Raw genomic sequence first — 12,827 nt, 5'->3', positions numbered from 1 at the left:
CAGTGCGACGCTGCACGCTGCCCGGCCGGTTCCCTTCAGCCGCTGTTGCGTAATGCCGAAGCCAGGCCGTTCATCGTCAGCAGGATTCCACGCTGCACCAGTTCGTCTTCGTCGCCGGAACGGTACCGGCGCAGCAACTCCACCTGCAGGTGATTGAGGGGCTCCAGATACGGAAACCGGTTGAACACCGAGCGGGCCAGCGCCGGATTGTCGGCGAGCAGGTCGTCCTGCTCGGTGATCAGGCTGTGCATCCTGATTGTTCGTTCGTGTTCGTCGGCGAGCATGTCGTACACGCGGTGACGCAGGGCCTCGTCGGGAACCAGTTCGGCGTATCTTGCGGCAAGTCCCATGTCCGACTTGGCCATTACCTGCGCCATATTCGACAGCACGGTCGAGAAGAACGGCCACCGCCGGTAGAGGTCGCGCAGCACCTCCAGACGCGTCTCGTCGTCGCCGACCCACCGCTCGAACGCCGATCCCGTGCCATACCACCCCGGCAGCATCACCCTGGACTGGCTCCAGGCGAGCACCCACGGAATCGCACGAAGGTCCGAGATCGATGTCGTCTGCTTGCGTGAGGCGGGACGGCTGCCGATGTTCAGTGCACCGATCTCGCTGACGGGCGTGGACGCCTTGAAGTATTCGACGAATCCCGATGTCTCGTGGACCAGTTCGGCGTACGCCTGCTGGGCGAGCGCCGCGAGCTCGTCGAGTACCTGGTAGGCGGGTTCGGCGTCCTCGCCGAGTCCTTCCACATCCAACAGCGTGGATTCCAGCGTCGCGGCCACCAGTGACTCCAGATTGCGGCGCGCGATCTGCGGCTCGGCGTACTTGGCGGCGATGACCTCGCCCTGCTCGGTGAGCCGCAGCGAACCAGACACCGCCCCGGGCGGCTGGGCCAGGATGGCGTCGTAACTGCGCCCGCCGCCACGGCCGACGGTACCGCCGCGACCGTGGAAGAGCCGCAACCGGATACCGGCCTTGCGTGCCGCCTCGACCAGATCGAGCTCCGCGCGGTACAGCGCCCAGTTCGCTGCAAGATAGCCTCCGTCTTTGTTCGAGTCGGAGTAGCCCAGCATCACCTCCTGGCTGTCGCCGCGGCCGCGGACCAGCGCTCTGTACACCGGAAGATCCAGCGCCGCTTCGAGAATCGACGCCCCGCGCTGGAGGTCGTCGATCGTCTCGAAGAGCGGCACGATTTCCACCGGCGAGTACGGCTCCTCGGCGGCACCGTCGAGCAGGCCGACCTCTTTCAGCAGGATCGCGACCTCGAGAAGGTCTGACACCGATTGGCACATCGAGATCACGTAGTTCGGCACGGCTTGTTCACCAAAGACATCGATGGCGCGCGCCGCGGCGGCGACGATGTCGAGTTCCTTGCGCGCCAGCTCGGAAAGCCCGGCGCTGGCGGTGGTTTCGGCCACCGTGTTGTGTCGGGTCAGCGGGCGCCGCGTGGCCAGCTCAGCGACGAGCAGCTCGACACGTTCGGGTTCGGACAACGACGCGTAGTCCGGCTCGACGCCCGCCCACGCCAGCAGCTCGCCGACCACCTGCTCGTGCACCTCGGAGTTCTGCCGCATGTCAAGCCCGCACAGGTGGAAACCGAAGACCCGCACCGACTCTCGAAATCGCGCCAGGCGATCGTCTGCCAACAGCCCGGCACCGTGACCGCGCAGCGAGGTGTCGACCACATCGAGGTCGGCGAGAAGCTCGGCGGGTGTTTCGTACGGCGGCAGCCCTGGAAGGTCGAGCTCGTTTTCCGGCTGTCTGTCCAGCTTGATGCGTGCCGTCTCGGTGAGCCGGCTGTGGATGACGCGCAATGCGCGACGGTAGGGCTCGTCAAGCCGGGCCTGCTCTTGACACCGGCCCGCCAGCTCGGCCAAGTCGCCGGTGACCGTGACCAGCCGGGCCGACATCGACAGCTCCTGCTCCAACGCGACCAATTCGCCGAAGTAGTGGTCGAATGCCGTGTACGCGGCGGTTGCGGTGGCCAGCCGGACGACGTCGGCGGTCACGTTGGGATTGCCGTCGCGGTCGCCGCCGATCCAGGAACCTGGGCGCACCAACGGCTCCTGCATCAGTCCCCCGTCAGGCCATCGCTCACGCAGCGCCTCGCGAACTTCCGCGTTCACCGCGGGGACCACTTCGAAGAACGATGCGTGGTAGTACCGCAGGCCGACTTCGATCTCGTCCTGGATCTTCAACCGCTGCAACCTGATCAATGCGGTCTGCCACAGCATGAGGATCTGCCTGCGCAGCTCGGTCTCGATGTCGGTGCCATCAGCTGTCTGCTCGAGGTGATGCAGCCGCAGCCGCATCAGCTCCGTGATCCGGTGCTGGGTGTCGAAGACGGTGCGCCGACGGGTCTCGGTGGGGTGCGCGGTGATCACAGGCGACACCAGGGCGTCGTGGAGATCCGCTGCAGCTGTCGTCGAATCAATCTGCGCCGCATCGAGTTTCAGGTACGTGGCGGCCAGGGTGCTGTCCTGTGGCTGCTCGCCTGCGTCGATGTGGACGGATCGGCGCCGCTCGCGGTGAATGTCTTCTGCCACGTTGGCGAGCAACGCGAAATGGGTGAATGCGCGGATTACCGGAATCGCCTGGGCAACGTCGATGCCGTCGAACATCTGCGCCAGTTCAGCACGGTCGATTTCGGACCTCCTGACCCGAAACGATTCCTTTCGGGCGCGTTCGACGAGTTCGAAGATCTCTTCACCGTTCTGCTCTCGGACGGTGTCGCCGAGGATCGTGCCGAGCAGCCGGATGTCCTGCCGCATGGGCTCCGTGGCCTCACGCCCGATCCGGGTGCGGTGGACGGCGCCGATGGGCGCCAGCGCAGCGGCGTCTTCAACCATGCGTCAAGTATCGACGTGCCCGACGTGCGGCGCATGACGGCGGCGAATCGGTCAGCCAAGCCAACCGCGACGATGAGGAACAAAGCAAAAGAATAAATAGTAATTCCGCTGATTTGGCCCGCAATGAAGCCGTAACAGTGTGCTTTCAGAAATTTCAGCATTTAGAAATTCACAGGTAATTCGCAGGAATGGGGTTGCGATGCGCAAACTACTTATCGTGCTTTTGACATCAGCGTGGCCGTGCGCGTTCGTCCTTTCGAGCCCTGTTGCCGTCGCAGACAAGGGGACCGACCTGCACGCCGGCTCCTTCGATGCGACTTGGTGCAATTACAAGGCCACGATTGACATCGAATCCAAGGAATCGGGCAAGTGGGTTTTCCATGGGCACATCCGCATTAAGCAAACTGATCAATACGACGTGCTGTGGGTCGAGCAGTACCAAGACAACAGCTTACGGATGATCCGATACCCGAGGGCACTGAAAGCGGCCAGACGCAAGTCGTCCAGACGAACCCGCCGCAGCAAAAAGTCAATAAGAACGGAGCTCACTAAGCTCTGTTCACCTCGCAACGCGGCTACGGTAATGGCTGCGACGGAACGAGTTCCGTGATCAATGTGACCTAGCGAGCGCCCCCGCTTTGTGAGTCAGGTGTACTTGACCAGCAGACCGACGCCGACGATCGAAATCACCCATATTGCGGTCACGAAGAGCGTCACGCGGTCGAGGTTCTTCTCCACGACGGTGGAGCCCGCCAGGCTGGACTGCACGCCGCCCCCGAACAGTGTCGACAGGCCGCCACCCTTGGCGCGGTGCAGCAGCACCAGCAGGATCACCAAGATGCTGGTGATCACCAGCAGGATGTCGAGGGTCATCTTCATGGCCGCCACCATACCGGCTGAGCGGCCGGGCGACGCACACGGCCCAGCTCAACGCCGTCGCGAGACTGAACCTGCTGCGACGACACGCCGAAGGGCATCGCAGAGGATTCAGATTCGCGGGGCCTAGCCGCTAGGGCAGGGGCCCGCCCGCTGCGATGGCTGCCATCGTCGCGAACTGCTCCCCGTCCAGCGACGCGCCACCGACGAGCGCGCCGTCGACGTCGTCCTGGGCGACGATCTCGCCGATGTTCTTGGCGTTGGCAGACCCGCCGTAGAGCACGCGGACGCCGTCGGCAATCTGCGGCGTGGCCAGGCTGCCCAGCTCGTCGCGGATGGCTTTGCACACCTCCTGGGCATCGGCCGCGCTGGCCACCCGCCCGGTGCCGATAGCCCACACCGGTTCGTACGCGATCACCACGTTGCCGATCTGCTCGTTGGTCAGCCCGGCAAGCGAGCCGCGCAGCTGCTCGACATTGTGGGTGACGTGGTCGCCGGTCTCCCTGACGTCGAGGTGCTCGCCGATGCACACGATCGGAATCAATTCGTGCCGAAACGCGGCCGCGGCCTTGGCGGCGACCAGCTCATCGCTCTCGTCGTGGTACGTACGCCGCTCGGAGTGTCCGACGGTGACGAACGTGCAGCCGAGCTTCTGCAGGAACGCGCCGCTGATGTCGCCGGTGTACGCGCCGTTCTCGTGCGGCGAGAGGTCCTGAGCGCCATACGTGAGCAGCAACTTGTCGCCGTCGACGAGCGTCTGCACCGACCGGAGATCGGTGAACGGTGGCAGCACGGTGACGTCGACTTTGGCGAAGTACTTCTCCGGCAACGAAAACGCGATCTTCTGCACGAGCGCGATCGCCTCGAAGTGGTTGAGGTTCATCTTCCAGTTGCCGGCGATCAGCGGCTTGCGGCTCACGTGTCTCCTCTCACGAGGGGTTAGGACTGCTCAAGACTTCCAACCCCGGCAACGTCTTACCCTCAAGGTATTCCAGCGAGGCGCCCCCGCCGGTCGAAATGTGCGAGAAACCGTCCTCGGGCAGGCCCAGCGTCCGGACGGCCGCCGCCGAGTCTCCCCCACCCACCACGCTGAACGCCCCCTTTTTGGTGGCACCGATGATCGCCTCGGCCACACCCTTGGTGCCTGCGGCAAAGGCCGGGAACTCGAACACGCCCATTGGGCCGTTCCAGAAGATCGTCCTGGCGTTCGCCAACAGCGCGGCGAAACGCTTGACCGACTCGGGACCGATGTCCAGACCCTTCTTGCCGTCCGGAATCTGGCGCGCGTCAACCGTTTCCGACGGCGAATCGGCGTCGAATTCGTCGGCGACCACGATGTCGAGCGGCAGGTGGATAACGTCGCCGAAGGTGTCGAGTAGCTCTTTGCAGGTATCGACCATCTCTTCCTGAAGCAACGAGGTGCCGACCGGACATCCCTGAGCCGCAAGGAAAGTGAAGCACATGCCGCCGCCGATGATCAGGCTGTCAGCCTTGGTGGCGAGCTGCTCGATGACCGCCAGCTTGTCCGAGACCTTCGATCCGCCAAGAACCACCGCGTACGGCCGGTCGGTCGAGTCCGTGAGCTGCTGCAGAACGGCGACCTCGGCAGCGACCAGTTTTCCGGCGTAGTGCGGCAGCAGGGTCGCGACGTCGTACACCGACGCCTGCTTGCGGTGCACAACTCCGAAGCCGTCCGAAACGAATGCCCCATCATCGCCCGCCAATTCAGCCAATTGCCTTGCCAGAGCGAGCCGTTGCGCGTCGTCCTTACTGGTCTCACGCGGATCGAACCGGACGTTCTCGAGCAGCAGCACGTCACCCTCGGTCAGGCCCTCGGCCCTGGCGAGCGCATCGGGCCCGACGGCATCGCGTGCCAGCTGGACGTGACGGCCCAGCCGCTCGCCGAGGGCGGCGGCTACCGGCGCGAGTGAATACTTGGGATTGGGCGCGCCGTCCGGGCGGCCGAGGTGGGCGACCACAACCACCTTCGCACCGGCGTTCGCAAGCGCACTCAGCGTGGGCGTCGACGCGTCGATCCGTCCCGGGTCTGTGATGGATCCTTCGTCGTCGATCGGGACGTTGAGATCGGAGCGAACCAGCACGCCCCGTCCCGAAACCCCTTGTGCCAGCAGATCATCGAGTGTGGGAACCGATGGGGCGGCCATGCTTTTACAGCGACTTGCCGACCAGTGCGACGAGGTCGACCAGCCGGTTGGAGTAACCCCATTCGTTGTCGTACCACGACACCACTTTGGCCTGGTTGTCGATCACCTTCGTCAGGCCGGAGTCGAAGATCGACGAGTGCGGATCGGTGACGATGTCGCTCGACACAATCGGCGCGTCGTAGTACTTCAGGATGCCCTTCATCGGGCCTTCGGCTGCCGCCTTGAATGCGGCGTTGATCTCCTCGGCGCTGGCCGAGGACTCCAGGTCGGCGGTGAGGTCGGTGCATGACCCCGTGGGGATCGGCACCCGCAGTGCGTACCCGTCGAGCTTGCCCTTCAGCTCGGGCAGCACCAGGCCAATCGCTTTCGCGGCACCCGTGGACGTCGGGACGATGTTGAGCGCCGCGGCGCGGGCGCGACGCAGATCCTTGTGCGGGCCGTCCTGCAGGTTCTGATCCTGTGTATACGCGTGCACGGTAGTCATCAGCCCCTTGACGATGCCGAATTCGTCATTGAGGACTTTCGCAAGCGGGCCAAGGCAATTCGTGGTGCACGAGGCGTTGCTGATGATGTTCTGGCTGCCGTCGTACTTGTCGTCGTTGACGCCGAGGACGATCGTGATGTCCTCGTCGGTGGCGGGCGCCGAGATGATGACCTTCTTGGCGCCGGCGTCGAGATGGCCCTTGGCCTTGTCGGCCTTGGTGAAGATGCCCGTGGACTCGACGACGACGTCGACGCCGAGATCGTCCCATGGCAGCGCCGCCGGGCCCTCCTTGATGGCCAGCGCCTTGATCTTTGTGTCGCCGATCACAATGGTGTCTTCGCCTTCGAGGCTCACGTCCTGCGGCAACCGGCCCAGAATCGAGTCGAACTTCAGCAGGTGCGCCAGGGTGGCGTTGTCGGTCAGGTCGTTGACCGCGATGACCTCGATGTCTGTGCCGCTGCCCTGCGCCTTCTGCGCCTCCAGCGCCCGGTAGAAGTTGCGTCCGATCCGGCCGAAGCCGTTAATGCCTACACGGACCGTCACAGTTGTCTCCTTGCTGCCTGCTCTTCGCGCAAGCGGCTCATCGCCGATTGCTGATCACCTGTTACCACCCAGCGTAGTAGCGGCGGTTTGCCGTCGCGCGCGCAGTGTGACCGGGAATCCTGACCTATACCGGATGCGCCTTGAACCACTCCAGAAGGAGATCGGCCGCCACATCGGGCTGCTCGTCGGGAATCCAGTGAGATCCGTGCAGCACCTCGAATCGGTAGTCGCCGCTGACGTATTTGGCTGTGTTGCGCGCAGGCTTTTCGTGCAGCGCGATATCACCGTCGCTCCAGACGTACATCGTCGGGACCGTGATCTTGCGCGACGTTTGTCGCGGGTCTGTCAGCGGTAGCGCGCGGTACCAGTTCAGAGCAGCGGTCAGGACGCCCGGTTCACTCATCGCTTGGACGTCGCGGGCGGCGGCCTCGGGCGACTGTCCACCCGACACCAGCGCCTTGACCGCCCGCTCACCGGTGGCATTCCGGCCCAACAGGGCCCTTTCCGGCAGCTTCGGCAGCTGGAAGAAGTACATGTACCACGACATCAGACCCTGCCGGCTCGTAACGAGCGCCCTGAGGAACGCGCCGGGATGCGGTACCGAGAATGACGTCACCGTCGCGAGGCGGTCGGGGATGTCTGCCGCGGCCGCCCACGCCACCAAGGCGCCCCAGTCGTGACCCACCAGATGCACGCGCTCGGCGCCGATCTCGTCGAGCAGGGCATGGACGTCTTCGACGAGTTCAGGCGCCACGTAGTCTCTGCGCCGCCGCGGGCGGGCGCCGGGCGAGTACCCGCGCTGATTCGGCGCCACACAGCGGTAGCCCTCGGCGGTCAGTCGCTCGATCACGGCATTCCAGCTCGTGTTGAACTGGGGGAAGCCGTGAAGCAGGACCACCACCGGGCCGTCGGCAGGCCCTTCGTCGATGTAGTCGAACGTCAGTCCGCCGCGGCTGTACTGCTTCATGTCACGCCTCTTCCAGTAGATCTGGTGTCACCGCTGACTCGGTGTCAGGGATCCCGTCCTGTTTGGCCTTGCGGTCGGCCATCGACAACAACCGCCGAATGCGGCCCGCCACAGCGTCTTTCGTCATCGGAGGATCCGCCAGCCGGCCCAACTCCTCCAGCGACGCCTGCCGGTGCTCCACCCTGAGCTTGCCGGCCGCGGCGAGATGGTCGGGCACCGTGTCGCCGAGGATCTCCAGTGCCCGCTCGACGCGCGCAGCGGCGGCCACCGCTGCTCGGGCCGAGCGCCGAAGATTCGCGTCGTCGAAGTTCGCCAGCCGGTTGGCCGTCGCGCGTACCTCGCGGCGCATCCGCCGTTCCTCCCACGTCAACCGGGTGTCCTGGGCCCCCATCCGGGTCAGCAGTGCGCCGATGGCGTCACCGTCGCGGACCACCACGCGGTCGCTGCCACGCACCTCGCGGGCTTTGGCGCTCACTCCCAGCCGGCGGGCCGCACCCACGAGTGCCAGCGCAGCCTCCGGTCCTGGGCAGCTGACCTCCAGTGCCGACGAGCGGCCCGGCTCGGTGAGCGACCCGTGCGCCAAGAACGCACCGCGCCAAGCGGCCTCTGCATCGCCCACGCTGCCACCGACCACGTGCGCAGGCAGCCCACGCACCGGCCGCCCGCGCAGATCCAGCAGCCCGGTCTGGCGGGCCAGCGCTTCACCGTCTTTGGCCACCCGCACCACGTACCGGGTGCTCTTGCGAATACCGCTGGCCGACAGCACGTGGACGACCGCGTTGTAGCCGTAGAGGTCGAAGATGTCCTTGCGGAGCCGGCGCGCGATGATGCCCAGATCGACCTCGGCTTCGACGACGACCCGGCCGGCAACAATGTGCAGTCCGCCCGCGAAGCGCAACAACGCGGCGACCTCGGCCTTCCGTGCGCTCACTGAGCTGACGGTCAACCTGCTCAGCTCGTCCTTGACCTCAGCGGTCATCGCCACGGGTCGTCACCTCCCGGTCCATTCAGGCCCGGCCCATCCGGCGAACCGGCCGCAGGGGTCGGGACCGTCGGCGCCATCGGCACAGCCGAACCGCGGGCTCGCACGCTGTCCAGGACTGCCGCCAACTTCGCCGGGTCATGTAGAGATGTACCAGGCCGCGCGACGTCAGCAAACCTCACGTCCGCTTTGAGCAGTGCCGCGGAGCGCCGCACCTCCTGGCGTTCGCGATCGCTGGGCACCCGTTCGACGTCGACCACGATCTCGTCCACGTAGAAATCCGGCGCGTGCTGGGACAGCACGTGCAGGTGGCGCTCGGCGGAGAATCCGGCGGTCTCGCCGGGCTCAGCGGCGAGGTTGAGCACTACTGCGCGCCGTGCCGTCGTCGCCTTCAGTGCCGATGCCAGACCCGGAACCAGTACATGGGGAATCACGCTCGTGAACCACGAACCAGGGCCCAGCACAACAAGATCCGCGTCCATGATCGCGTCGACGGCCTGGCGGGTGGCGGGCGGGTCGCCGGGAAGGAGCCGTACCCGACGCACCTTTCCAGGCGTTGTCGCCACGGCCACCTGACCGCGGATCACCCGGAACATCCGGGGATCGGATTCGAGGCCGGCCACGTCGGCCTCGATCTGCAACGCGATCGGGCACATCGGCAACACCCGGCCTTTCACGCCGAGGATCTTGCCGATTTCGTCCAATGCCGCGACCGGATCGGCGAACACCTCGTTGAGTCCGGCCAGCAGCAGATTGCCGATCGGGTGCCCTGCTAGACCGCCGCTGCCGCCGAGGCGATGCTGCAGGATGGTCGCCCAAAGACGGCCGTGTTGACTGTCAGATGCCAAGGCCGCCAAGGCCATTCGAAGATCACCAGGCGGAACGACATCGAGCTCGCTGCGCAGCCGCCCAGACGACCCGCCGTCGTCGGCGACCGTGACCACCGCTGTGACGTGCGGGGTGAGCCGCCGTGCGGCCGACAATGTGGCGTACAGCCCATGTCCGCCGCCCAGAGCGACGATGCGGTAGCTCATTCGCGGCCCAGATCCCGGTGCAGCACCCGCACCGACAGTTCGCCGTTGGGTTCCAAACGTTCGGCCAACGCCTCGGCCATCGCGACGCTGCGATGCTTGCCACCGGTGCATCCGATGGCGACCGTCATGTAACGCTTCCCTTCGCGACGATATCCCTTGACGACAAGCGACAGCAGTCGATCGTAGGTGTCGAGGAAATCCTCGGCACCCTCTTGAGACAACACATAGTCACGCACAGCGGGTGATTGCCCGGTCTGGGGCCTCAGCTCGTCGACCCAGTGCGGATTCGGGAGGAACCGGACGTCCATCACCATGTCGGCGTCCATCGGCAACCCGTATTTGAAGCCGAAAGACTCCACGGTGACGCTCGTGGTCGCGACGGCCTCACTGCCGAACGCGCGCTCGATGCTCTCCCGCAACGCACGCACCGAGAGCGTCGAGGTGTCGATGATCAAGTCCGCTCCCTCCCGCAGCGGCGCCAGCATTCTGCGCTCGGCGGCGATCCCCTCGGCCAGTGTCTGGCCGCCCTGCAGCGGGTGGCTGCGTCGATTGTTCTCGTAGCGCCGCACCAGGATGTCGTCGGACGCCTCCATGAACAGCACTCGAGGAAAGATCCCTCTCTCCGCCAAATCCTTACGCACCCAGTCCAGGTCGCCGGTGAACCCGCGGGAGCGCACGTCCAGGACGACGGCCAGTTGCGTGATCCTCGATCCGGCAGCCAGACCGAGATCGACCATCTGCGCGATCAGCTCGGGCGGCAGGTTGTCCGCGACATACCAGCCGAGGTCCTCGAGCACCTTGGCGGCAGTGCCACGACCGGCTCCGGAAAGGCCCGTCACCAGGACGACGTCGATGCCGGACTCCCGCTCGTCATGTGCGCGGGAACCACCCCGCAGGTCCTTACCAGTGCCCTGATCTGTCATCCCGATGCCCTGCTTTGATCATCGCTCATCACCGGGCTCTCCGCGCCGCTTCCCGCCGAATCGGGGCCGCCGAGCGCCTCCAGCACCGCACGGGCGGTCATGGTGCCGATGCCAGGGACCGCGGTGAGCTCCTCGACGCTGGCCTGCTTCAGCTTCGCCACCGATCCGAAGTGCGCGACCAGCGCCTTGCGCCGTGCTTCGCCAAGCCCCTTGACCGCGTCCAGCGCCGAGGCCGTCATCCGCTTGCTGCGCTTGCTGCGGTGATACGCGATCGCGAACCTGTGCGCCTCATCGCGCACGCGCTGCAACAGATAGAGGCCCTCGCTGTTGCGGGGCATGATCAGGGGGTCCGGCTCCGCAGGCACCCAGACCTCTTCGAGACGCTTGGCCAACCCGATCACCGCCACATCGGTGATACCGAGCTCGTCAAGCACCGACTGTGCGGCGTTCACTTGGGGTGCGCCGCCGTCGACCACGAAAAGGTTTGGCGGATAAGCGAATCGGCGAATCTTGCCGTTCTCGGCCGGGGGACTCTGCGGCTCGCAGAGGTGACGCCAGAACCGACGCCGGGTCACCTCGGCGATTGACGCGACGTCGTCGGACCGGCCAGCGCCTGCGGCATCTCTGATCGCGAAATGCCGATAGTCGGACTTGCGCGGCAGCCCGTCCTCGAACACCACAAGAGAGGCCACCACATCGGTGCCCTGCACGTGGCTGACGTCCACGCACTCAATCCTCAGCGGTGCCGAAGCCAGTCCGAGCGCGTCTTGAATGCTTTGCAGCGCTTCAGATCTCGCGTTGAAGTCACCAGCGCGTTTGAGCTTGTGCTGTGCGAGCGCCTCTTGCGCATTGCGCTGCACGGTTTCGGCAAGAGCCCGCTTGTCGCCGCGCTGCGGGACGCGCAGCATGACACGCGACCCACGCAGCTGCGAAAGCCACTCCGAGATTTCGTCGGAGTTCGCAGGCAGACAGGGAACCAGCACCTGGCGTGGCACGGGATTGGTGTACTCGTCGGCGGCACCGTCCAATTCAGCCTGGTCGCCGTAGAACTGCGTCAGAAACTGCTCGACGAGCACTTGCTGTCCAGACTCCCCCGGGTCACCGGACTTCTCGACGATCCAGCCGCGCTGTCCCCTGACCCGTCCGCCGCGGACGTGGAAGACCTGCACAGCGGCTTCGAGATCGTCGTCCGCGAACGCGACGACGTCGGCGTCGGTGCCGTCGCCGAAGACCACCGTTTGCTTCTCGAGCGCGCGCTTCAGGGCCGAGATGTTGTCCCGAAGCCGCGCGGCACGCTCGAAATCCAACTCGGCGGCGGCCTCGTTCATCTGTTGTTCCATGTCGCGGGCCAACCGATCGGTCTTGCCCGAGAGAAAGTCACAGAAGTCCAGCACGATCTTGCGGTGTTCGTCGGCGCTGACCCGGCCGATGCAGGGCGCCGAGCACTTGTCGATGTAACCGAGCAGACACGGCCGGTCAATTTGGCTGTGGCGCTTGAACACTCCCGCGGAGCAGGTGCGCGCCGGGAACACCCTGGTGAGCAGGTCCAGCGTTTCGCGGATCGCCCACGCATGGGAGTACGGGCCGAAGTACCGCACCCCTTTGCGGCGCGGGCCGCGGTAGACCATCAACCTCGGGTATTCCTCGTTGAGAGTGACTGCGAGGACCGGGTACGACTTGTCGTCGCGATAGCGGATATTGAACCGGGGGTCGAACTCCTTGATCCAGTTGTATTCCAGCTGCAGCGCCTCGACCTCGGTGGACACCACCGTCCACTCGACACTGGCCGCGGCGGTCACCATCTGCCGCGTGCGCGGCATCAGGCTGCTGATGTCGGCAAAGTATGAGTTCAGCCTGCTGCGCAGGCTCTTGGCTTTGCCGACATAAATCACCCGACCGTGAGGATCGCGGAACCGGTAGACGCCCGGTTCGACGGGAATCGACCCGGGGGCGGGCCGGTAGGTCGCGGGGTCGGGCACCGTTCCAGGTTAGTCCCGG

The 12,827-nt window shown here is 65.5% G+C and carries 10 protein-coding genes; all 10 read right to left on the bottom strand.

The genetic code is table 11. The features are described from left to right. Positions 1-35: 35 nt before the first annotated feature. The 10 genes from ppc to uvrC all read right to left on the bottom strand — a co-directional run bounded on the left by ppc (position 36) and on the right by uvrC (position 12,808). Positions 36-2,855, bottom strand: coding sequence for a phosphoenolpyruvate carboxylase (gene ppc / locus QOH60_RS18045; protein WP_526422848.1), 2,820 nt, complete (start codon positions 2,853-2,855; stop codon positions 36-38). 645 nt (positions 2,856-3,500) lie between these two features. Next, complete coding sequence (gene secG, locus QOH60_RS18040) at positions 3,501-3,734, bottom strand: preprotein translocase subunit SecG (protein WP_526422846.1); 234 nt, start codon at positions 3,732-3,734, stop codon at positions 3,501-3,503. Positions 3,735-3,864: 130 nt separating this feature from the next. Beyond that, entirely contained in the window at positions 3,865-4,650 is a 786-nt protein-coding gene (gene tpiA / locus QOH60_RS18035) for a triose-phosphate isomerase (protein ID WP_526422844.1), read from the bottom strand. A 10-nt stretch (positions 4,651-4,660) separates the two neighbouring features. Then, complete coding sequence (locus QOH60_RS18030; RefSeq protein WP_526422842.1) at positions 4,661-5,896, bottom strand: phosphoglycerate kinase; 1,236 nt, start codon at positions 5,894-5,896, stop codon at positions 4,661-4,663. 4 nt (positions 5,897-5,900) lie between these two features. Then, positions 5,901-6,923, bottom strand: coding sequence for a type I glyceraldehyde-3-phosphate dehydrogenase (gap, locus tag QOH60_RS18025; RefSeq protein WP_526422840.1), 1,023 nt, complete (start codon positions 6,921-6,923; stop codon positions 5,901-5,903). Positions 6,924-7,047: 124 nt separating this feature from the next. Beyond that, on the bottom strand, positions 7,048-7,890 hold the full coding sequence (locus QOH60_RS18020) for an alpha/beta fold hydrolase (protein ID WP_526422838.1): 843 nt from the start codon (positions 7,888-7,890) through the stop codon (positions 7,048-7,050). Position 7,891: 1 nt separating this feature from the next. Continuing rightward, on the bottom strand, positions 7,892-8,875 hold the full coding sequence (gene whiA, locus QOH60_RS18015; protein ID WP_526422836.1) for a DNA-binding protein WhiA: 984 nt from the start codon (positions 8,873-8,875) through the stop codon (positions 7,892-7,894). After that, entirely contained in the window at positions 8,866-9,906 is a 1,041-nt protein-coding gene (locus QOH60_RS18010) for a gluconeogenesis factor YvcK family protein (protein WP_526422834.1), read from the bottom strand. Before QOH60_RS18010 ends, whiA begins: the two co-directional genes overlap by 10 nt. Then, positions 9,903-10,829, bottom strand: a complete 927-nt coding sequence (gene rapZ / locus QOH60_RS18005; protein ID WP_526422832.1) for an RNase adapter RapZ — start codon at positions 10,827-10,829, stop codon at positions 9,903-9,905. Before rapZ ends, QOH60_RS18010 begins: the two co-directional genes overlap by 4 nt. Beyond that, positions 10,826-12,808, bottom strand: coding sequence for an excinuclease ABC subunit UvrC (uvrC, locus tag QOH60_RS18000; RefSeq protein WP_526422830.1), 1,983 nt, complete (start codon positions 12,806-12,808; stop codon positions 10,826-10,828). The genes rapZ and uvrC overlap by 4 nt, the downstream gene beginning before the upstream one ends. Positions 12,809-12,827 lie beyond the last annotated feature (19 nt).

The organism is Mycobacterium sp. (genome assembly GCF_032159765.1).
GTDB lineage: Bacteria > Actinomycetota > Actinomycetes > Mycobacteriales > Mycobacteriaceae > Mycobacterium.
The sequence above is the reverse complement of the archived record's forward strand: the minus strand, read 5'-3'. Positions and strand labels throughout refer to the sequence as shown.